General features: G+C 64.2%; 16 protein-coding genes. 7 read left to right on the top strand and 9 right to left on the bottom strand.

The window, feature by feature from the left end:
• The first annotated feature begins 140 nt into the window (after positions 1-140).
• The 4 genes from KRX51_RS00465 (at position 141) to KRX51_RS00450 (ending at position 7,095) form a co-directional block, all read left to right on the top strand.
• Complete coding sequence (locus KRX51_RS00465; protein ID WP_255549328.1) at positions 141-1,040, top strand: HNH endonuclease family protein; 900 nt, start codon at positions 141-143, stop codon at positions 1,038-1,040.
• A gap of 150 nt (positions 1,041-1,190) precedes the next feature.
• Positions 1,191-3,287, top strand: a complete 2,097-nt coding sequence (locus KRX51_RS00460; protein ID WP_218361014.1) for an acyl-CoA dehydrogenase family protein — start codon at positions 1,191-1,193, stop codon at positions 3,285-3,287.
• A 238-nt stretch (positions 3,288-3,525) separates the two neighbouring features.
• The gene (locus tag KRX51_RS00455; RefSeq protein WP_218361013.1) at positions 3,526-5,256 is read left to right on the top strand and encodes an AMP-binding protein; all 1,731 of its coding nucleotides are present in this window, start codon (positions 3,526-3,528) and stop codon (positions 5,254-5,256) included.
• Between the two features lie 114 nt (positions 5,257-5,370).
• A complete protein-coding gene (locus KRX51_RS00450) occupies positions 5,371-7,095 on the top strand; it encodes an AMP-binding protein (protein ID WP_218361012.1) in 1,725 nt (574 codons plus the stop codon).
• 109 nt (positions 7,096-7,204) lie between these two features.
• Here KRX51_RS00450 and KRX51_RS00445 read toward each other — a convergent pair whose 3' ends face one another.
• The 5 genes from KRX51_RS00445 to lysX all read right to left on the bottom strand — a co-directional run bounded on the left by KRX51_RS00445 (position 7,205) and on the right by lysX (position 13,965).
• Positions 7,205-7,741 (bottom strand): hypothetical protein, encoded by a 537-nt coding sequence (locus KRX51_RS00445; RefSeq protein ID WP_218361011.1) that lies wholly within the window; start codon positions 7,739-7,741, stop codon positions 7,205-7,207.
• A 400-nt stretch (positions 7,742-8,141) separates the two neighbouring features.
• Positions 8,142-8,876 carry an SDR family oxidoreductase gene (locus KRX51_RS00440; RefSeq protein WP_218361010.1) on the bottom strand — a complete coding sequence of 245 codons (735 nt, stop codon included), beginning with the start codon at positions 8,874-8,876 and terminating at the stop codon, positions 8,142-8,144.
• 7 nt (positions 8,877-8,883) lie between these two features.
• Positions 8,884-9,615 carry an SDR family NAD(P)-dependent oxidoreductase gene (locus KRX51_RS00435; protein WP_218361009.1) on the bottom strand — a complete coding sequence of 244 codons (732 nt, stop codon included), beginning with the start codon at positions 9,613-9,615 and terminating at the stop codon, positions 8,884-8,886.
• Between the two features lie 40 nt (positions 9,616-9,655).
• Positions 9,656-10,675, bottom strand: coding sequence for a prolyl oligopeptidase family serine peptidase (locus KRX51_RS00430; RefSeq protein WP_218361008.1), 1,020 nt, complete (start codon positions 10,673-10,675; stop codon positions 9,656-9,658).
• Positions 10,676-10,686: 11 nt separating this feature from the next.
• Positions 10,687-13,965 carry a bifunctional lysylphosphatidylglycerol synthetase/lysine--tRNA ligase LysX gene (gene lysX / locus KRX51_RS00425; RefSeq protein WP_218361007.1) on the bottom strand — a complete coding sequence of 1,093 codons (3,279 nt, stop codon included), beginning with the start codon at positions 13,963-13,965 and terminating at the stop codon, positions 10,687-10,689.
• Between the two features lie 204 nt (positions 13,966-14,169).
• Here lysX and KRX51_RS00420 point away from each other — a divergent pair, with 204 nt between their 5' ends.
• Positions 14,170-16,251: an NADPH-dependent 2,4-dienoyl-CoA reductase gene (locus KRX51_RS00420; RefSeq protein ID WP_218361006.1), complete on the top strand. Its 2,082-nt coding sequence runs from the start codon at positions 14,170-14,172 to the stop codon at positions 16,249-16,251.
• Positions 16,252-16,580: 329 nt separating this feature from the next.
• Positions 16,581-17,555: an endonuclease domain-containing protein gene (locus tag KRX51_RS00415; protein ID WP_218361005.1), complete on the top strand. Its 975-nt coding sequence runs from the start codon at positions 16,581-16,583 to the stop codon at positions 17,553-17,555.
• 193 nt (positions 17,556-17,748) lie between these two features.
• Here KRX51_RS00415 and KRX51_RS00410 read toward each other — a convergent pair whose 3' ends face one another.
• The 3 genes from KRX51_RS00410 to KRX51_RS00400 are packed head-to-tail and all read right to left on the bottom strand — an operon-like array spanning position 17,749 to position 19,745.
• A complete protein-coding gene (locus KRX51_RS00410; protein ID WP_218361004.1) occupies positions 17,749-18,417 on the bottom strand; it encodes a nitroreductase family protein in 669 nt (222 codons plus the stop codon).
• Between the two features lie 57 nt (positions 18,418-18,474).
• Entirely contained in the window at positions 18,475-19,173 is a 699-nt protein-coding gene (locus tag KRX51_RS00405) for a hemolysin III family protein (RefSeq protein WP_218361003.1), read from the bottom strand.
• Positions 19,174-19,199: 26 nt separating this feature from the next.
• A complete protein-coding gene (locus KRX51_RS00400; RefSeq protein ID WP_218361002.1) occupies positions 19,200-19,745 on the bottom strand; it encodes a methylated-DNA--[protein]-cysteine S-methyltransferase in 546 nt (181 codons plus the stop codon).
• Positions 19,746-19,819: 74 nt separating this feature from the next.
• Between KRX51_RS00400 and KRX51_RS00395 the strand changes: the two genes are divergently transcribed.
• The gene (locus tag KRX51_RS00395) at positions 19,820-20,128 is read left to right on the top strand and encodes a hypothetical protein (protein WP_218361001.1); all 309 of its coding nucleotides are present in this window, start codon (positions 19,820-19,822) and stop codon (positions 20,126-20,128) included.
• 211 nt (positions 20,129-20,339) lie between these two features.
• Here KRX51_RS00395 and KRX51_RS00390 read toward each other — a convergent pair whose 3' ends face one another.
• Complete coding sequence (locus KRX51_RS00390) at positions 20,340-21,233, bottom strand: cation diffusion facilitator family transporter (RefSeq protein WP_218361000.1); 894 nt, start codon at positions 21,231-21,233, stop codon at positions 20,340-20,342.
• Positions 21,234-21,267 lie beyond the last annotated feature (34 nt).

The following is a 21,267-nucleotide window of genomic DNA, read 5'->3' as shown; positions in this document are numbered from 1 at the left end:
ATTGATCGACCTGGTAAAAGCCGCGTAACCCTTGCGAAATAATGAGCGCACCCTAACTAAGGCCTACCTATGCCGGCGTGCCGACGGTATGTGCGAACCCGGGCACGGGCAATGTCCAAGCGGCCTCTACCGTTAATTCCATGCTCACATCACAGCCACTCAAGCACGCCCCCACCTACTTCTGCGCCATCGCGATGGGGTCAATACTGGTGCTTTCTGGCTGCGCGACCGGACTGTCTGAGACCACATCGACTGATGTGGACCAATCGCCAGCCCAGTCAACTCAGCCAACACATTCCGCTCCGCCTGCCGACGGCTACGACGGGGCTGGCGCGGCCGACGAGGCTGACGGGGCTGACTCCGCCCAGTCCTCCCCAGCCCAGCCCGGCGCGGCCCAGCCCGGCGCGGCCGCCGAGATTAACGCCATGCTGGACGACCTAGCGGTCAAAGGACGCGCGCCGAAAACCGGCTACGAACGCAAGCAGTTCGGGCAGCGCTGGAGTGATGATGTGCCAGTAGCTCTGGGCCACAACGGCTGCGATACCCGCAATGACATCCTGCGCCGGGACCTGACAAATATTCAGTTCAAACCCAATACCCGCGACTGTGTTGTGCTCAGCGGCATCCTGGTGGACCCCTACACCGGCGCCACAATCCAGTTCCAGCGCGGCAATACCACCTCCCGCGAAGTACAGATCGACCATGTGGTGGCCATGGCCGATGCCTGGCAGAAAGGCGCCCAGCAACTCGATGCGGCTACTCGGCAAAGTTTCGCCAATGACCCACTGAATCTGCTCGCGGTCGATGGCACCGCGAATCAGCAAAAAGGCGCCGGCGATGCTGCGACCTGGCAGCCGTCGAATGCCCAGTTCCGGTGCCGCTATGCCGCCCGCCAGGTAGCGGTGAAACACCGGTACCAACTGTGGGTCACCGAGGCTGAGCGCGCCGCCTTGGAACGTTGGTTGGGCACCTGTGGGCCAATGGATGCGGCTGCATTGGATTCAATTGTGGCCGGCGCGGAGGCAGCGCCGGTGAATTAAGCAGTCGCGTGTGCGTCAGCTAACGACCAGGTCGGCAGCCCTAAGCGTCGGCAAGCAGGATAGTGACACCTAAACAATTGCTGCGCGCAGTGCCCACTTTTGCGGCATTTTCCTATTTACCCTGGTCATATATCCGCGTAGCCTGGGCACATGACGAACAAAGATGACCTGGACCACACCGAAGGCATCACCAGCGCCGACAGCACACGAGGCCATGAGGCCTCCTCGGACGGCGCGGAGCGCTCCCATCGCCCGTCAAAATTGCCCACCGAGCCGAACCCGGCGGTAGCCGAGACGCTCATGAAGGCCCTCGACGGGCGCTGGTCTGAGCGCCGCGCCATCATGCGCGAGCTACTCGACGACGAATTTTTCCAACCGCAGTACGGCCTACCGCTGGATGAAGCCCGCGACGCGCTCATCCCGCGCCTGGAGAAACTACGCGACTGCGGCCTGCCACTAGGCGCGTTCACCGAGGCCCAGGGCGGCACCGGCAATACCGGCGACACCCTGACCGGCATGGAAATGATTGGCCACGCCGATCTTTCCGTGATGGTTAAGTCCGGCGTGCAGTGGGGCCTGTGGGGCGGCGCGGTCGAAGCGCTAGGCACCGAACGCCACTCCAAGTACGTGCGCGACATCATCAACCTGGACCTGCTTGGTTGCTTCGGCATGACTGAGCGCGGCCACGGCTCTGATGTGCAGAACCTGGAAACCACCGCCACCTACGACCCCGAAACCGAAGAGTTCGTGGTCCACTCCCCCACTGCCTCTGCGGAGAAGGTCTATATCGGCAATGCCGCTCGCCACGGCACGATGGCTGCCGTCTTCGCGCAGTTGCACACCCCAGATGAGAACGGCGAGCCCGGCGAGAGCCACGGCGTGCACTGTCTGCTGGTGCCGTTGCGTGACGACGAGGGCAATGCCTTGCCGGGTGTCACCATCGGCGACCACGGCCTCAAGGGCGGCCTGACCGGCGTCGATAACGGCACTTTCTCCTTCGACCACGTGCGGGTGCCCCGTGAGGCGCTGCTTAACCGGTTTGCTGATGTCAGCGCCGACGGGAAGTACAGCTCGCCTATTGAGTCGAAGAATCGGCGTTTCTTCACCATGCTGGGCACCCTGATCCGGGGCCGGATCTCTGTCGGTGCTGCTGCTGGTGCTGCCACGCGCACCTCCCTGGCCCTGGCTTTGAGCTATGCGATGCGGCGGCGCCAGTTTGAGGGCCTGCCCGGTAATGAGAAGCGCCTCATCGACCACCGTGCACACCGCCTGCGCCTGCTGCCGCTGCTGGCGCGCAGTTATGCCCTGGCGCTGCTGCAGAACCAGACCATTGAGCGTCTGCACGAGCAGGTGCAGTTGATTGACCACGGCAAGTGGGATGTGGCTAACCCCACCGAGGAACAGCAGTGGCAGCAGCGGGAAATGGAGTCCCTGGCCGCTGCGGTGAAGGTCGCCAATACTGAGCACGCCACTTTTGCCATCCAGGAATGTCGTGAGGCATGTGGCGGCGCTGGCTATATGGCAGAGAATCTGCTGCCGATCTTCAAGGATGACTCCGATGTTTTCACCACCTTTGAGGGCGACAATATGGTCCTCGTGCAGATGGTGGGCAAAGAGCTGCTGACCGCGTATGCGCGCGATATGGCGGACCTGGATCCGATGGATATGCTGCGCTTCGGCGTGGACAATATTTCTGACCTGGTGCGGCGGCGTACCACGGTGACCACCACGATTCAGTCGCTGCTGGACCGGATTTCGGACCGTGATGAAGAGTCCATGTTCGACCTGGCCTACCAGGTGCAGCTATTTGAGGACCGTGAGCAGAATCTGCTGAAGTCCCTGGCCCGGCGCCTGCGGGGCGCGAAGAAGATGGAGCCCGAGGATGCGGTGCGGGCTGTTGATGAGGCCCAGGATCACTTGATCGCCTGCGGTTTTGCCCGGATTGACACCTTGTTGTTGGAGGCGCTGGCTGAGGCTGAGGCCAAGATGGACCCGGCGGATGAAGCCACTGAGGTGTTCCAGCAGGTGCGGAATCTGTTCGCGCTGTCGGTTATTGATGAGCACTCCGGTTGGTACCAGGAGCAGAATATCCTTACTGGTTCGCGCACGAAGGCTGCCCGTGCTGCCGTGAATGACCTGGTTGATTCGCTTGGCCCGTGGTCGCAGGTGCTTGTCGACGCGTTCGGCGTGCCGGAGGCGTTGCTTGAAGTACCGATGCTTAACGACGCTGGCGTCGATGAGGCTTAAGTCGGGCGCAATCGGCTTGACGTGAGTGTTGGCCGCAGTGCGGCGTACCCCTGATCGTGGATTGGGTGTACGCCGCATTGTTCATTTTGTGACCAATCTGTAACACTTGCTGTGCCGCGGCCGATATTTAGAACGTGTCTAGCCATAAGGCTGCGCTAAAACACAGAATTGTTTTGTTAGCCTATCGAGACTATTATTTCGGCCGCCACCCGATTGCCTGCGAAGGAGTTCATAGCCAATGAAAACTGAGACGAACGTCGTACCCCACAACCCCATTTCCTTCCAGGTCAAAGCTGCACTGCAGTCCGTTAAACCACTCATGGAATCGGGTGCGCTCTACATGACGCCCGCTCAGGCCCCCAAAATAGCGAACTACCTGCGACGCTGGGGTTTCTCTGTGGCAGCACTTATCAATATGGGCGCACTGCGCTACCCCAACCGACTAGCCCTAGTCGACGATCTGGGCGAGCTCACCTATACCGAACTGCGTGACCAGACCGTCCAGATGACCAAAGAGCTCATCGACCGCGGCATGAATAATGAATCCTCCTTCGGCGTCATCGCCCGCAATGGCCGCGGCATCATCATCCCGATGGCGATGAAGGCCTTCACCGGCGCTCGCATCATGCTGATGAATATCGGCGCTTCCCCCTCCCAGATCGACGCCCTGGTCGAGCGCAATAACATCAACTACCTCTTCATTGACGAGGAGTTCCTGCCGCAGCTGCCGGAGGATATGCACGGCTGCCAGATCGTCATCACGCACCTCGAAGACCCCAATGACCGCTCCGGCCTGCCCGAAGGCGCCCTGGTCATGCAGGACCTCATCGACTCCGGCCTGCATTCCAAGGCCAAGCTGGAAGACCGCCCGAAGCAGTCCCGCATTGTCATCATGTCCTCCGGCACCACCGGCCTGCCCAAGGGCATCATGCGTGATGAGCCGAAAACCCCGGCCACCCTCGGCGCTATCGTCGACCGCGTGCCGTGGCGCCGCAATCTGGTCATCCACCAGGCCGCCTCCATGTTCCACGCCTGGGGCTGGGCAAATGTCATTATCGCCATGGGCACCGGCGCCACCCTTGTCACGCACCGCATCTTCGACGCGAAAAAGTGCATTGAGCAGTGCAAACAGTATGGCGTCAACGGTATGATTTCCGCCGCCATCTGGCTGCGCTTCCTCAAAGACGAGCTCGACGCACAACCGGACACCAAGATCGGCCCGTTCAAGTTCATGGTGTCCTCCGGTAACGCCATCCCGGCCTGGCTAGTCACCGCCCTGACCCGACGCTTCGGGCCCGTGGTGTGCAATTTCTACGGCTCCACCGAGGCCGGCCTGACCACCATCGCCACCGGCCCGGAACTTGCCGCCATGCCGGATACCGCTGGCCGCCCGGCGATTGGTGTGCGCCTGGCACTGCTCGACGAGAACAATAACGAGGTCCCGCGCGGCGAAATTGGTCGCCTGCACTGCGTCCAGGAAATGACCTTCAAGGGCTACCTGTCCGAGGACGATAAGTACACCACCGTTGACGGCATGTTCGAGATCGGCGACACCGCCCGCATGGATGAGAACGGATACCTCTATATCTGTGGCCGTTCCGACGACATGATCATCAAGGGCGGCGAGAATGTCTTCCCCCGCGAGGTTGAAGAGCTCGTCGGCCCAATGCCCGGCGTGGCCGATATCTACGCCCGCGGCGTGCAAGACGATGACCTCATCGCCGAACTGCACCTCTACGTGGTGCGCGATGACACCTCCGAAGGCGAGCAGCTCTCGGCGGAGGCCATCCAGTCCTACGTCGGCACGCACCTGGCGTCCTGGTCGGTGCCGGACAAGGTGATCTTCATGGATCACCTGCCGCGCAATGGTGCCGGCAAGGTGGTGCCGCGCTATATCGACGAGGCCCGCGAAGGCGACCCGGCATCGACGATGGCTGCGCGCCCGCATGCCGACACCGACGCTGAGTAGTCCCAGAAGGCGACAAAATTAACACAATATGGTCACAATCTGGGTATAGTTCGATATTTGGGCTCCGATTCACCCGCGCCGGGCCCCATTTCTAATGTGCCGAGGAGAACCACTGTGACCAGCCCCCAGGGATCGACGTCTCAACCCGCAATGCCGAAATCCGAGTACTACCCGGAGAAAAAGCATGGCGTTCCGGCCAAGCACGAGGCCATCCACATGCTGCAGGCGATTCCGCCGATTATCCGCACCGGCATGCTGAACGTCGGCGGGCCAGTGCAGGCCGCGAAATTCGTGGAAGGCGCCGTGCGCTGGGGTTTCTCCACTGCCGCCCAGATTCGTCGGTCCAGCTGTCGCGCGGGCGACCACACCGCCATCATCGACGATGACGGCCAGCTGACCTACCAGGAACTCGACGACCAGGCCACCGCCCTGGCCCGTAACCTCAAGGACGAGGGCGTCGGCCCTGGCTCCCGGATGGCGATCATGGCCCGCAACGGCCGCGGCATTATTTTCCCGCTGGCCGCGAAGGGCTTCCTCGGCTGCGATGTGCTGCTCCTGAACGTCGGGTCCTCCAAGCAGCAGCTCGACCGGATCTTCGCCGAGCACAATATCGACTACCTCTTCGTCGACGACGAATTCCTCGACCGCATTCCGACCGAGGCGCACCCCGACGTCAAAGTCACCGTCGTGCACATTTCCGATAAGGACAACCCGCCGCAGCTCAAACCCGGCTGGACGACCCTGTCGGAGCGCATCGCCACCGGCGGCCGCTCCAAATTCGCCCTGACCAACCGCAAGGGCCGGATCATCATCATGTCCTCGGGCACCACCGGCACCCCGAAGGGCGTTATCTACGGTGAACCGCTCACCCCGAAGGCCGCCGCCGGCATTCTGCAGCGCATCCCGTGGCGCCCGTACCAGGTGGTGCAGCAGACCGCCTCGATCTTCCACGCCTGGGGCTGGGCGAACCTCAATATCGCCCTGGCCGCGCGCTCCACGCTGGTGCTGCGCCGCGTCTTCGACCCGGTCAAGTGCATGGAGGACGCCGAGAAGCACGGCGTGAATGCCTACGTGTCCTCCGTCGTATTCCTCAAGGAGATGCTGGAGGCCGAGGAAGCAACCCGCGCCTTTAACCTCCACCAGCCGCGGTTCATTGTGTCCGCCGGCAATGCCATGCCGGCCTGGCTGGTGCGCAAGCTCAATGCCCGCTTCGGCCCGGTGACCTGCAACTTCTACGGCTCCACCGAGATCGGCCAGGTCTCTACCGCCTCCGCTAAGGAACTCGCCGCCAACCCGGAGACCGCCGGCCGCGCCATGCCCGGTGTTGCCCTGTCCATTCGTGATGAACAGGGCCGCGTGGTTCCCACCGGCACCATCGGCCGCATCTACTCGGCCAACGGCATGATGTTCAAGGGCTACACCAACCCGGACATCCCGATCGACATCATCGACGGCCAGGTCGCCATTGGTGACCTCGGCTACCTCGATGAGAAGGGCTACCTGCACGTATGCGGGCGTGCCGACGACATGATCATCAACGGCGGCGAAAACATCTTCCCGCTGGAAGCCGAAGAAGCCCTGGGCACCCTGCCCGGTGTGAAAGACGTCTTCGTCCGCGGCGACAAGACCGACCCGATCAAGTCCCGCCTCGTGGCCTACGTGGTCCGCGAGGACAATGAGGTCGGCCAGGCCCTGACCGAGGATGACGTCAAGCGCCACGTGGTGGACTGCCTCATCGAGCAGGCCGAACCCCGCGACGTGTTCTGGATGGACGACCTGCCCCGCAACGACACCGGCAAGGTGCTCAAGCGCGAACTGCCCGATATGCAGGACGCTTAGGCGCCCGCCAGCCCACAACGTCGGCAAGCACCAACGCCGACACCACAAGAAAAATGCCGCGCTCCCAACGAAGGGGGCGCGGCATTATTATCGCCGGTAGCGACCTGATTTAGACGTACACGTCGGCAGCGCGAACACGACCCGGAACCGTATTAACCACAGCGACCGTGCAGGCAATGCCGGTCAACTCAATCAGGCTATTCCAGTCCCCGTCGAGCAGGCCGCCCATAAAGACGCGCACCACAATAGCGACCGCACCAATAGCCACAACCGCAGCCTTGAACAGGCCAGTATTCGACGTCATATAAGCCGGAATCGCCAACGCGCCGCCAATAATGGCGAACACAATGCACAGCAAAGCCCAGCCGACAGCGGCGGACAGCGTGTCATTCGCGTAACCGGTGAGGCTCGTGACGATGGCGTCAACCAGCCAGACCAAAGCGCCAGTAATAACGCCGCCGAGCAACGCAGTGATGCCAATATTGGCCGCCAGGCTCTTGCCATCGAGGCGACCGGCGATGAGACCCTTCTGCGCCGGGGGCTCCTGGTACTGCTGGCCCTGGTATTGACCCTGGTACTGGTCCTGGTACTGGCCCGGATACTGGTTCTGGTACTCGGGCTCGCCGTAAGGGTTGGGGCGTGACATGGATACCTCACTAGGGTCCTGGGATTATTTACGCTTGCCCCGGGATGGTAGCAAGCAACGGTGAAACAGCGGCATCGTCGCGGCGGTTCGGTGCTGCTGCTGGGGTGCTGAGCGGGTGCACGGCGTGTGTGGTGCGTGTGGGGTGTGTGATGCGTGCGTGTGGCGCGTGAGGTGGGTGTGGCGCGTGGGGTGCAGGCGCGGGCGCGGGCGCGGCACCTGACAGCCCCGCTAACGCCTCCCGCGCACAAACCCGTACCAATTGCGCAGATCCGTACGAAATTTCGCACGGATCTGCGCAATTGGTACGGATCTGCCGAAAGAGGGCGACACCGGGCGCGAAAGACGGCGAAAAGGCAGCCGGCAGCCCACCCCAGCCACCGCCCCAGCTACCGCGCCCCAGCTACCGCCGCCCCAGCCACCGCCGCACCGGCCGCACCGTAACTTCCTCAACGATGGACTCGTCGGTGGTGTCCACGCACAGCCGCACCGCCCCGGCAATGGACTCGGGCCGCACGTAGACGCTGCCGTCGTAGGTGTCCGGCCCGTTGCCGCGGCGGGTCTGGATTTCCACCTGCATATCGGTATCGACCTTGCCCGGATGCACCGAGCACACCCGCACCGTGCCGCGTTCTTCCTCGCGCATCGCCATGGTCAGGGCACGCAGCGCGAATTTCGTGCCGGAGTATGGCCCCTGCTTCGGGCCTGACATGTACCCGGACCCAGAGTTAATCATCACCACGGTGCCGCGGGCGGCGCGCAGGGCAGGCAGCAGCAGGCGAGACAGTTCGGCCACCGCGAATACGTTGACCTCGAAAATGCGCCGCCACCGGTCCCGCTCGGTTTCCGCGATGGTTCCTTCGTCGTTAATGCCGGCGTTGTGCACCAAGACGTCGAGGCGTTCCAGGCCCAGCTTGCCGACGGCGGCAGCGAGGTCCGTATCCGAGGTGACGTCGCAGACAAATGTCGAGGCCGAGTCCAGCTCGTCGGCAATCGCCTGGGCGCCATCGACACTGGTGGCGCCGCACACAACGTGGTGGTCGCGGCCCAGGTCGTGGGCAATGGCGCGGCCAATACCGCGGCTCGCACCAGTGACCAGGGCAATGGGGCGGGTGGTGTTCTGTGGAGTCTCAGTCATATGCACCTTAAATAGAGGTCTGGTCGATCGGGGTGACCTGCACGAAGTCGATATTGACGTGGGCTGGGCGGTCCGCCACGAAACGGATTACCTCACCAATATCCTCGGCAGTGAGATTTTCCTTCCCCGCGTAGACAGCGTCGGCCTTCTCGGCATCGCCATCGAAACGCACCAGGGAGAAGTCGGTCTGCACACGGCCGGGGTCGACCTCGGTGACGCGCACACCATCGGCGGCGATTTCCTTGCGCAGCACCTCAGTCAGCGAACGCTCACCATGCTTGGCGGCGTTATAGCCCGCACCGCCGACGTAGTTGAAGCGGCCAGCCACCGAACCGACGTTAATCACCGCGCCGGAGGCGGACTTCAGTTCCGGCAGTAGCGCACGGGTCACCCGCAAGGTGCCCAGCACGTTGACCTCGTACATCCAGCGCCACTTCTCTTCGACAGCGTCCTCAACGCTTTCCAGCCCCCAGGCGCCGCCGGCGTTATTCACCAACACACCGACACCGCGGCCGGCCAGGGCGTCGGCAAGCGCATCGACCTGCTCCTGGTTGGTGATATCGACGGTGTGCACCTCGGCCACACCACCATTATTGGTAATGCTGTCGGCTAAACGCTGCAGGTTACCGGTACGGCGGGCACACAGGTGGACCTCCCAGCCAGCGGCAGCAAGCTGCTCGGCGGTGGCGGCGCCAATACCGGAAGAGGCGCCGGTGATGACTGCGATTCGATTCGTCATGGGCCCACAATAGCGCCGGGGCCCCCAATGCCCCACAGGCTCAGCCGGCCAGATGATCCAGGATCGCCTCGCGTGCCGACTGCCACGGCACCGCATTTGGATCAGCCCACGACGAATGGGCGGCGTCATCGAAAAGCCGCACATCAACCGTGCCGCCAGCCGCAGCGATACGGTCCGCGTACACCGTGGCCTGCTCGACGTTGACGACCTGGTCATTGCGGCCGTGCAGGATGGTCAACTGCTTCGTGATGTCAATATTCTGCGCCGGCGAGGCCAGGCGATAATGGTCTGGCACATCCTCCGGGGTGCCGCCGAGCAGGGCCGCCACAAACCGATCCTGGCGACTATGGGCAAGCGCCATGTCGTACACCCCAGCCACCGGCACGTATGCCAGCGGGATGAAACCCGGGTTCGCGCCGGGGGCTTCCGGGGGCAGCACCTGGCGTGTCGACACCCACGCGGTGAGGTTGCCACCCGCACTGATCCCGGTGACCACCACCCGGGATAGGTCCAGGGCCACCGGGGAGCTGGAGTGCAGGTTGGGGATGAAGTCAATCGCCGCGGCGACATCGTCGTAGGTGCCGGGCCAGCCACCGATATTGGGGTCTGTTGCCGCATCGGCGCCGGGCACGGTGCCCCGGTACTCGATATTCCACACCGCGACCCCACGCGAAACCATGTCGCTGGCCAGGGCATTCATGCCTTCTAGGGTGGATTGTTGGGTCCAGCCGCCGCCGTGGATCATAACCACCAGCGGCACCGGCAAGGCGGGGTCGAGCACCCGCGGCACGTAGAGGTCACCGAATTGGCGGGGCCCCTCGCCGTAGGCCACCCGGGCATCGGGTGCGACGAGCTCACCGGTGCCGGAGTCGAGGCGACCGTATTCGAGCCACGCTTCGGGGCCCGGCCGCTGCGGTGCGGGCTGCGCCGACGCGGTCGGCTCGCGGTCGGCGGTATCCTCAGACCACTCCGGCTCGAACACCACAATGCCTAGCGACACCAACGCCACCACCGACAACGCGGCGATGAGGAGAAGCTGGTATCGGGTAGGAATCTTCACGCTTTCCTACCCTAGCCGCGCGGGTCGGCTTCGGGCCGCACGAAGGGAAACGGCAGGCTGTCGCGGATACTTAAACCGGTAATGAGCATCACTAATCTGTCGATGCCCATACCCAACCCACCGGTGGGCGGCATCCCGAATTCCAGGGCACGCAGGAAATCTTCATCAACTTCCATCGCCTCCGGGTCACCGTCAGCGGCCAGCAAAGATTGCTGCTCCAGGCGGCGGCGCTGCTCCAGGGGGTCGGTCAGTTCGGTATAGGCAGTACCCAGCTCCACTCCCCAGGCCACCAGGTCCCACCGTTCGGCCACCCCAGGCTCGCTGCGGTGCGCGCGGGTGAGCGGGGACACGCTGGTGGGGAAATCGGTGTAGAACGTCGGCCGGCCGGTGTGCTCCTCCACCAGGCGCTCATACATTTCCAGCGAAATCTGCCCGGCGTCCCAGTCCGGCCGGTGCGGCACCCCGGCCTGGTCGCATAGCCTGCGCAGGGTGGCGGCGTCGGTGGCTGCAGTGAGCTGCTCGGTCTCGATTCCGCGCGCCCGCAGCGCCGTGGTGATCGCGTCGAAGAACCGCACTACCGGCCAGTCCCCGGAAATATCCACCGGCTGCCCGTCGGGCCCCGGCACTGTGCACTGCCCATTGGCGGCGATGGCGGCCTGCTGCACGATGTGTTGGCACAGCAGCCGCATGGAGGTGTAGTCGCCGTATATTTCGTATGCCTCGAGGATGGTGAATTCGGGGTTATGTGTCGCATCAACACCCTCATTCCGGAATGTCCGGCCAAGCTCAAATACGCGCTCCACACCGCCGCACAGCAGGCGTTTCAGGTACAGCTCCGGCGCAATTCGCAGGTACACGTCCTGGTCATAGGCGTTGATATGGGTCCGGAATGGCCGCGCATTCGCCCCGCCGTGTACTTGCTGCAGAATCGGCGTCTCCACCTCGAGGTACTGCTTGCCGACGAGCACGCCGCGCACTGCCTGCAGAATCGCCGACCGTGCCACCAACGCTTCCCGGGATTGCTTGCCGACGGCCAGGTCGACATGCCTATTGCGCACTCGCGTCTCCGGGTCCCGCAGGCCACGACGCTTATCGGGCAGTGGGTGCAGGCCCTTGGCGGTCAGCTGCGCAGAGTCAGCAAATAGCGAGGGTTCGCCTTTATCGGACCTGCCCGCAACACCGTCGACACGCACCAGATCGGCGAGGTCAACGTCGGAAAGCACCTGGTAGGCGGCACTGGTGCGCTCCACGAGGACCTGGCAGTCGCCGGTGAAATCACGCACCCGCAGGAAAATCACGCCACCGAAATCACGCTTGGCCAATACGCGACCAGCAATCGACAGCACCTCGCGGCTGCCCTGGGCAACAGCGCCGGCGATACCAGCACACGGCGTATCCGGCGCCGCAGCAACCGGCCACGGGTTCACCCCACTGGCCTGCATGGCGGTGGCCTCGGCGATACGGGCGGCGGTCTGCTCCGGAATGCGACGCGGGGCGGGCGCACCACCAGCAAGAATATCCGGCACCGCGGCATAGGCAGCCCGGGCGGCCGGGCTCGTCGCCGACGTCGTGGAATGCTTCAGCCGGCCCGTGCGCTGCGGCCACGGCATGAAGCCCTCCGCAATACCACCGGCCAAAGCCACCGACGGCAACGTACGGCGGTTGGCGAAACACACATACCGCGGCACCCACTGCGGGGCGTACTTCTGATTCGACCGGTACAACGCCTCCATCTGCCAAAAGCGGGATAAGAACGTCAGCACCCCACGGTTCAGGCGCAGCAACGGGCCCACACCCAGCTCATCCTCAGAGGCGAACACGGTACGAAAAACCGCGAAATTCAACGAAATCCGGCGCACCCCCACCCCGTCGGCGTTCTGGCACAGGGACGTCACCATCAACTCCACGCACCCATTCGGCGCCTGCGGAGCCCGGCGCATCGTATCCAGCGACGCACCGGTGCGGCCCCACGGCGAAAAGCTCAACAACGCCACCCGCTTGCCCCCGTGCAAAGCCTCAACCAGCAGGTTCTCACTATCGGCGGGGTCGCCGAGCCGGCCCAGCGCCATCGAAAAACCACGCTCATCGGTCGTGTCCCGCCACCGATCCGCATCGGCACTAATAGCGACGAACTCATCAGCACTGATCTCCCCATGCCGACGAATCCGCACACTCACCCCCGCATTGCCCGCGCGGTGCACCGCCTGCCGCAGCGCCTTCCGATCCGGGCCCGAAATGCGGTAATCAGCAGTGTCAATAATCGCCTCATCGCCCAGGTGGAACTCACTGAGCCCGGCGCGGCGCCACGCCCGTGCACCCGCCGCCGAGGCGCCCATCACCGCCGGGGTCCAGCCATAATTCCGGGCCATCAACAAAAAATTCGTGATGGCGCTGTCCCAATGATCCGGGTCACCAATAGGGTCACCGGAAGCCAAAATGACCCCGACCTCCACCCGGTACGACACCGCGGCACGGCCCGAATTGGCGTAGACCACCGACTTATCCCGGCGGGTGGCGAAATACCCCAAAGAATCATTCGCACCCCACCGGGTGAGCATCGCGCGGATAGCCGTCTCGTCAGCAGCAGTAAGCGAATTTTGCCCGCCCTGGGACCGCAACAGGGTAAACACCGCCCCAAGAAGAGCAACCGCCCCGAAAAAACTCACCACCAAGGCAACCCACTGCGGCGGGTGGCCGTCGAACTGATTCAACGGCAATAAAGAAAACCCCAGCACGCGGTTCAGCGTCCACCAGAACCGATCCTCGGCCACCAATGCCGCCGGGCCCGTACCAGGGAAAGTCCGCACCAACGCCCAACCACAGGCCGTGCCGATAATCACCAGCAGCGCGAATACCCCCACCGCCCGGCCAACTGCGGCGCGACGCACCTGTGCGGGAAACAGGTCCCTGGTCAGCACCAGCGCAATGAGGATAAGCGTCTGGGTGCCCACACCTATCCAATACAGCCCCGCCGGACTCGATTCGCCCAGGTCAACGCCTGCCAGCACGCCAAGGTTGTACACATTGCTCGCGGCGGTGATGGTGACAATCACCCACCAGGCGGCACGCTTCCGAGCGAAAATGCCAGCGGCGATAATGAACAACACCAACGCCCACGACACCGAGTATTCCGGGATCGGCAGCAGCACAATATCGAGCAGCTCGCGGATACCGCGCAGATTGCCGCGCAGTGGCGACACCACACTAAAAACCAACGCCACCACGGCGTAGCAGGTAAGCAACCAGCCATAGACCGCCGGGACCGCGCGAAGCACTCGTGACTGCGCCACTGTCTTCTCCTTCCGCCGGCGTCACCGTCGGCAAGCAACTACCGTCGGCAAGCAACCGACAGCTCATTGTAGCCTCGCCTAAGCAGACCACTATCGACACTGGTAAGCCGACATTTTTAGCCTACGCCCGCGTAACTAAGAAGCTCCTTTAGTTATTTCCCCGAAATGGCCCGGCACGCCCCGCCCACGTGCAACAATCTCGCCATGGTTCAGCCCAACCAGCCCGCACCGAACACCCCATACCCACACCTGACCGCACCCCTGAACGTCGGCCCGCTCACCCTGCGCAACCGCCTCGTCATGGGATCGATGCACGCCGGCCTGGAAGACCGCACCAAAGACATCCCCCAACTCGCCGCATACCTCGCCCGCCGCGCCGAAGGCGGCACCGGACTCATCGTCACCGGCGGATACGCACCCAATGTGGAGGGCTGGCTCCTGCCCGCCGGCTCCCTCATGGCGTCCAAACGCATGGCCCGCAACCACCGCCACGTCACCGACGCCATCCACGAACACAACTCCCACGTCGTACTGCAACTCCTCCACGCCGGCCGGTACGGCTACCACCCCCTCAACCGCAGCGCGAGCACCACCAAATCCCCCATCACCCCATTCAAAGCCCGCAAACTCACCGGCTTCGGCGTCCGCCGCACCATCAACGCCTACGTGCGGGCCGCGAAACTAGCCAAGGCCGCCGGCTACGACGGCATCGAAATCATGGGGTCCGAGGGCTACCTCATCAACCAATTCCTCGCCGCGCGCACCAACCACCGCACCGACGCCTGGGGCGGGTCCGCGGAAAAACGCATGCGCTTCCCCGTGGAAATTGTGCGCCGAATCCGCGACGAGGTCGGCGCCGACTTCCTCCTCCAATACCGCATTTCACTACTTGACCTGGTCGAAGACGGCCAAACCTGGGACGAAACCATCGAACTGGCCGGATTGCTTTCCGACGCTGGCGTCGACGTTTTCAATACCGGCATCGGCTGGCACGAAGCCCGCGTCCCCACCATCGTCACCTCAGTGCCGCGCGCAGCATTCGCGGAACTGTCCGGGCGGCTGCGTCGGGACGCCAATGTGACCGTATGCGCCTCCAACCGCATCAACAGCCCCCAACTGGCCGAAGCGATCCTCGAACGCGGCGACGCCGACCTCATCTCCATGGCCCGCCCACTCCTCGCCGACCCCGACATGCTGAATAAAGCCGCCGCCGGGCGTGCCGACGAAGTCAATACCTGCATCGCCTGCAACCAGGCCTGCCTCGACCACACCTTCGCCAACAAACGCGCATCCTGCCTGGTCAACCCGGTAGCCGGGCGCGAACTGGAACTCTTCCCCAAAATGGTGCCGCCGCGAACCACCCAACGCATCGCCGTCATAGGCGCCGGAGTCGCCGGCCTGGCCTTCGCCGAAGCAGCCGCCAACCGCGGACACACAGTCGAGATTTTCGAAGCCAGCCAATCCATTGGTGGCCAATTCCGGTTGGCTGCCCGGATTCCGGGCAAGGAGGACTACGCCGAGACGCTGCGGTACTTCCGCCGGCGCCTGGAAGTCCTTGCCGTGCCGGTGCACCTAGGCACCCGCGTTGACGTCGATGACCTGGGCGAATTCGACCACGTGGTTGTCGCCTCAGGCGTGACTCCGCGTGTGCCGAGCATCGCCGGCATCGACCACCCCAGCGTCATCCGGTACGACGAACTGCTGTCCGGGGCGAAAATCGCCGGCGAGCGGGTGGCGATTCTCGGCGCCGGCGGTATTGGTATCGACGTCGCTGAGTTCCTCACCCGCGAGTCCAACCAGAGCGTCGCCGAGTGGTCGAAACTGTGGGGCGTGGCGGACCCGGCCGAGTTCCGCGCCGGCCTGACCGAACCCATCGCCCACGAGGACGCCCCCGGCGCCATCGACCGCGAGGTGCACATCCTGCAGCGCAAGGAGACCCGCATCGGCAAAAACCTGGGCAAGACCACCGGCTGGGTGCACCGCGCCGAACTGAAAAAAGCTGGCGTGCACCACCACACCGGGGTGAGCTACCGCCGTATCGACGACGAAGGCCTGCACATCACTGAAAACGGGGAAGACCAGGTCATTCCGGTTGACTCTGTCATTCTGTGCACCGGCCAGGTGTCGGAATTGGCGCCGCTGGGGCGCACCGAGCCGCTTGACGACGCCGCCCGCGCCGCCCTGCCTGATCGCGTCACTGTCATTGGCGGTGCCGACGTTGCGGCCGAGCTTGATGCCAAGCGGGCCATTAAGCAGGCCGTGGACCTGGCCATGTCGCTCGGTTAGGTGGGGCGGGCGGCAGCGCCACCGTCGGCAGCGGCGGGCGGCGCCACCGTCGGACGTGCCCGTCGGCGCCACCGTCGGCAAGCCACCCCCAGCCGCCCCCAGCCGCAGATCCGTACGAATTGCGCAGATCCGTACGAATTGCGCAGATCCGTGCGAAATTCCGTACGGGTTTGCGCAATTGGTACGGATCTGTCATCACCAACCCTTTCCCAACCGGTTTCCCCCACCCGTTTGCCCACCCCGCCGCCGAAATTTTCGGATGGCACGGAACCAGAACCGGTGTTCGTGGCGTCTAAGTAGTAACGACGTCAACGGAGGGGGCCGCTGAAATGAGCGACGAGCGGGAATCATTGGTGATCAATACGGAATCGGGGCTGGTGCTGCGCAACGCCCAGTCCCCGCAAGGCCTGCGGGTGCTGCAATCGATGCTGCGCCGCGGTGAGCTCGCACCCGTTATCCGCGGTGTGTACGCCCGCCCGGAGGACCGCCCGCCGCATGAGCAGTTCGCGTTGCGCGCCCGCGCGGTCGGTCTGCGTTTCCCGGACGCGGTGTTGGCGGGTCCGGCCGCGGCGTCGGTGCTTGGCCTGGGGCATCTTCTGCCGCCGGGCCTGGTGGTTGATGTGGTCGCCCCGGGTTCGCGTAGTTGCCGTCGCGGCACGGCCATTCGCCGCCGCGATTATCGCCTGCATGGGGATACTCAGTGGGTTGACGGCATTCAGGTGACGACGTCGGCACGCGCTGCTGTGGAGTCGGCATTATTCTATGGGCCGTCATCGGGCCTGGTGACGGCGGAATCGGCGTTGTGGCGGGGCCGGTGCCGACGGCAGGACCTGGTTCGCGTGTTGGCGGGCTGCGCGAGTCGTTCTGGGGTGGCGCAGGCGCGCGAGGTGTGCGCGTTGGCCAGTGATCGGAGCCAGACGCCGGGTGAGTCGTTGGTGCGGTGGGTGTGTGCCCGCAATGGTTTGCCGCAGCCGTTGCAGCAGGTCAAGGTGTTTGACTCGCGGGGTTGTGGCATCGGGGTGGTCGATTTTATGTGGCCGGATCGCGGGCTGGTGGTCGAGTTCGACGGCCTGGTGAAGACTTCCGGCAAGTACGGTTCGCCGATGGCGGTGGCGCGCAAGCAGCTGAACCGGGAGTCGCAGCTGGTCAACGCTGGTTTGCGTGTTTTTCGCGGCACGTGGAAGCAGTTGTCTGACCCGGAGTGGGTGCGTCAGTTGGTGGTGGCGTTTAGCCAGCGGGAGGGCCGGGGTGGCGAATTTGTCGGGCGCTACCGGCTTGATGAGCTCTCCGCTTTCCGACGTTGACGCCGCCCGCTGCCCGCACCGCTGCCCGGCCGCGTCCCGCACTCACTAGCGCAGATCCGTACCAATTGCGCAAACCCGTACGGAATTTCGCACGGATCTGCGCAATTCGTACGGATTTGGCGTCCAGGCGCACCCGGGCGCACCCAGGCGCACCCAGGCGCGTCCAAGCGCCCAGCCACGCAGCCCGCAGCGCCTACTCCCCGTACCCCGCGCCCTGCCACTGGTCCACGTACACCCGCCGGGCCAGCGGGAAGCGACCGGGATTGTCCGGCGACTCCGCCGGCTCCCCGACAGCAAGCAGCAACGCGACGAACGCGCCGTCGGAAAGCCCGAGCACCTCGGCAGCCTGATCGGCGTCGAACCCGGTCATCGGCGAGGACGCCCACCCGAAGGCCGGGGCGAGCATCATGCCGTAGCTGGCGGCGATCATGGCATTACGCAGGGCGAATTCGCGGGAGAGGCCAGCGTCGGCACGCTTATTTTGGAAAGCGGTGATGATGCGGTTGCGTTCGGTGGCGGCGGCATCATCCCAGTAACCGGATTCAAGGTTGGCCACGGTCAGGTCGCTGAGGGTGTCGTGCCAGCCGTTGGGCTCGGCGATAAACGCGAGCAGCAGCGGCGCATTGGCCACCTGCTGCTGCCCGTTGGCGGCTTCGGTCAGGGCGGCGCGCACGTCGGGGTCGCGAACCACCACGACGCTGCGGTCCTGGATATTGAAGCTGCTGGGCGCCTCCATGACGAGCTCGAGGTAACGGCGCACGTCAGCGTCGGCAAGCTCACCTGGTTGGTAGACGCGGGTGGCGCGGCGGGCGCGGACGAGCTGTTCGGCGTGGTCGATGGACTGGGTGCTGTTGGTGGTCATGGCGCTCACCGTAGACGCAGCGGGCCGGTGCCGTCACAATCGCCTGCTGGCGGGGCGTTATTGCAGATTGAGTACGACAATCCAGATCGCGATGTGATGCAAAATGGCGGCGACGACGGTAGCGGCGTGGAAGACCTCGTGGAATCCGAACCAGCGCGGCGACGGGTTGGGCCACTTGAAGCCGTACACAAGCGCGCCGAAGGAGTAGACGACACCGCCGGCGGCGAGCAGCAGGACGACGGTGGGGCCGGCGCCGAGCCAGAGTTCGGGGATTTGCCACAGCACGAGCCAGCCGAGGAAAAGGTAGATGAGTACGGCGAGCCAGCGCGGGTGGTTGATCCACACGATGTTGATGAAAACGGCGGCCAGGGCGGATGCCCAGCAGGCGATGAGCAGTTGGGTGGCGATATCGGGCGCGAGGCAGCCGACGACGACGGGCCCGTAGGTGCCGGCGATGAATACGGCGATCATGGCGTGGTCGGCGCGACGCCAGGCTTGCACGGTGGCTTCGTGGCGGAATGGCCAGCGGTGGTAGAAGCCGCTGACGCCCATGGCGCCGGTGAAGCAGCCGACGTAGACGATGGTGGCGATGGCGAGTTCTTTGTTGCCGGTGCGGACGGCGAAGAAGATGAGGGCGATGCCTGCGATAAGTGCGGCGATGCTGGCGCCGACGTGTAGCCAGCCGCGCAGTAGCGGTCGTGGCCCCCGGTCGAAGGGGACGCGGGGGTTATGGGTGTCCGCGGTCTCGGGTGTCATATTCCATCATCCTACGGTTGCGTAGGTTAACTGTCCATCCGGATAGAAATTTCATGTTCCAATAACCATTTTTTGTAGTCCGCGCCCGGCCCGTACCTCCCCAGACCACCACTGGCCGGAACGATCCGGTGACACGGCACCACCAGCGGGACCGGGTTGGTCGCGCAGCTCGTCCCCGCCGCCCGGTGCGCCCGCGCCGAACCGGCCAGCGCAGCGAGTTCGGCGTAGGTCCGCGTCTCACCGAATGGGATTGCCCGCATGGCCCGCAGCGCCCGCGCCCGGAAACTCTCGCCGCGCAGTGCGGGCACGTCGAGCACTAGGTCGAAGTCGCGGCGCTGCCCGGCGAGGTATTCCTGGATTTGGGTGACTGCCGCGTCGAGGTGCTCGGTGGCTGGGTGGGTGTCTGCTGGTTGCTTGCCGACGTTATGGGCGCCGGCGGTGGGGCGGTGAAAGTCGATACTGGTCAGCCCCGCGGCTGTTGCGCTGATGAGGAGGTGTCCGCCTGGGCTGCTATGAAGGGGCAGCACGCGGGTGCAGGTGCGGGTGCGGGTGTCGTCGCTGGGTTCGTTCATCGTGTTCGGTGTTGTGGTGGTGGGGGGGGCGGTTTATGTTCGTATCACGCAATATCGATATAAGGGGTATCCATATGAGCAATACCGAGTCGATTCCCACTACGACGGTGACTGTGCCGCCGAATTCCGACGAGCAGTGGCGGGACAATTTCTTCGAGACCACCGGCACCTGTGAGGATGGCCATATTGTCCAGTTCGTTGATGGCAACCAGGTTATTGAGGAGCGGGGCTGCGTCGAACTGTCGCGTAATCCCCTGTTCGAGGCCATCGCGGACGGCGATTGGTTGACCGTGGGTTTGTTGAGTGTGGCGTTGCTGGCAGTGCTGATTGCGCTGATTGCTGCGGTGGTTTTCTTGGTGCGTTTTATTCGGCGCGGCAAATAAGGCGTCCTTCGGCGGCTGGGGGCGCCGCCGCCGACGCCGCCGCCGGCCGGAAGCGTGTCCGACGGCAAACCCGTACCAATTGCGCAGATCCGTGCGAAATTCCGTACGGGTTTGCGCAATTGGTACGGATCTGCGACGAGAGGGGCGCCCGGCACCGGCACGAGGACCCGCGCCTACCCGCGCCCACGCCCGCGCCCCCTCCCCCAGCCAGCTACAGGTCAACGTCGCCGTAGGCGCGCTCGTCTTCGATGGGCTCGAGGTGTGAGGAGATGTGGACGCCGGGAAAACGTTCGCGCAGCTCGTCTTCGAGTTCGGTGAGCAGGTCGTGGCCGCGGACGATGTCCCAGTAGCCGGGGACGAGGAAGTGGAATTCGATGAATTCGCGTCGCCCGGCTACGCGGGTGCGCACTTCGTGGATGTCGACTCCGTTGCGGATATTCCGGTAGCGCTCGATGATGCGGTCGACGTCGGCGCGGTCGTCGCCTTCCATGGCTTTGTCCATGAGTCCGTCGACGGCTTCGCGCCCCAGTTGCCATCCGGCGAAGAGGATGTTCAGTGCGACGGCGATAGCGATTACTGGGTCGAGCCAGAGCCATCCGGTCAGCCACACGAGACATACGCCGATGGCGACGCCGACGGAGGTCCATACGTCGGTCATGAGGTGTTTGCCGTCGGCGGCGAGGGTGATGGAGCGGTGTTTGCGCCCGGCGCGGATGAGGGTGAGTCCGGTTGCGGCGTTGGCGATGGCGGCGAGGAGGGATATTGCCAGGCCAAGGCCGATGGCTTCGACGGGTGCGGGGTTGAAGATGCGGTGTACTGCGGAGTAGATGATGAAGCCGGCGGCGGCGAGGATCATCGCGCCTTCGATGCCGGAGGAGAAGTATTCGGCCTTGGAGTGGCCGAATTCGTGGTCGTCGTCGGCGGGGGTGTGGGTGACGCGGAGGACGTAGACGGCCAGGAGTGCGGCGACGAGGTTGACGGAGCCTTCGGCGGCGTCGGAAAGCAGGCCGACGGACCCGGTGATGTACCAGGCGGTGGTTTTGAGGCCGATGTTAACTAGTGCCATGGCTACGGAGAGCCACGCAAATCGCTGCACTATATGCATTTGTGTGAATATACGCGGACGTGCATATTCTGTC

This window comes from Corynebacterium sp. TAE3-ERU12 (assembly GCF_019209905.1).
Lineage (GTDB): Bacteria > Actinomycetota > Actinomycetes > Mycobacteriales > Mycobacteriaceae > Corynebacterium.
The sequence above is the reverse complement of the archived record's forward strand: the minus strand, read 5'-3'. Positions and strand labels throughout refer to the sequence as shown.

What these genes read in the sequence shown, in the direction of transcription:
- KRX51_RS00465 (WP_255549328.1), top strand. Translation starts at nt 141, where the DNA reads ATGCTCACATCACAGCCACTCAAGCACGCCCCCACCTACTTCTGCGCC.
- KRX51_RS00460 (WP_218361014.1), top strand. Translation starts at nt 1,191, where the DNA reads ATGACGAACAAAGATGACCTGGACCACACCGAAGGCATCACCAGCGCC.
- KRX51_RS00455 (WP_218361013.1), top strand. Translation starts at nt 3,526, where the DNA reads ATGAAAACTGAGACGAACGTCGTACCCCACAACCCCATTTCCTTCCAG.
- KRX51_RS00445 (WP_218361011.1), bottom strand. Translation starts at nt 7,741, where the DNA reads ATGTCACGCCCCAACCCTTACGGCGAGCCCGAGTACCAGAACCAGTAT.
- KRX51_RS00440 (WP_218361010.1), bottom strand. Translation starts at nt 8,876, where the DNA reads ATGACTGAGACTCCACAGAACACCACCCGCCCCATTGCCCTGGTCACT.
- KRX51_RS00435 (WP_218361009.1), bottom strand. Translation starts at nt 9,615, where the DNA reads ATGACGAATCGAATCGCAGTCATCACCGGCGCCTCTTCCGGTATTGGC.
- KRX51_RS00420 (WP_218361006.1), top strand. Translation starts at nt 14,170, where the DNA reads ATGGTTCAGCCCAACCAGCCCGCACCGAACACCCCATACCCACACCTG.
- KRX51_RS00415 (WP_218361005.1), top strand. Translation starts at nt 16,581, where the DNA reads ATGAGCGACGAGCGGGAATCATTGGTGATCAATACGGAATCGGGGCTG.
- KRX51_RS00410 (WP_218361004.1), bottom strand. Translation starts at nt 18,417, where the DNA reads ATGACCACCAACAGCACCCAGTCCATCGACCACGCCGAACAGCTCGTC.
- KRX51_RS00405 (WP_218361003.1), bottom strand. Translation starts at nt 19,173, where the DNA reads ATGACACCCGAGACCGCGGACACCCATAACCCCCGCGTCCCCTTCGAC.
- KRX51_RS00400 (WP_218361002.1), bottom strand. Translation starts at nt 19,745, where the DNA reads ATGAACGAACCCAGCGACGACACCCGCACCCGCACCTGCACCCGCGTG.
- KRX51_RS00395 (WP_218361001.1), top strand. Translation starts at nt 19,820, where the DNA reads ATGAGCAATACCGAGTCGATTCCCACTACGACGGTGACTGTGCCGCCG.
- KRX51_RS00390 (WP_218361000.1), bottom strand. Translation starts at nt 21,233, where the DNA reads ATGCATATAGTGCAGCGATTTGCGTGGCTCTCCGTAGCCATGGCACTA.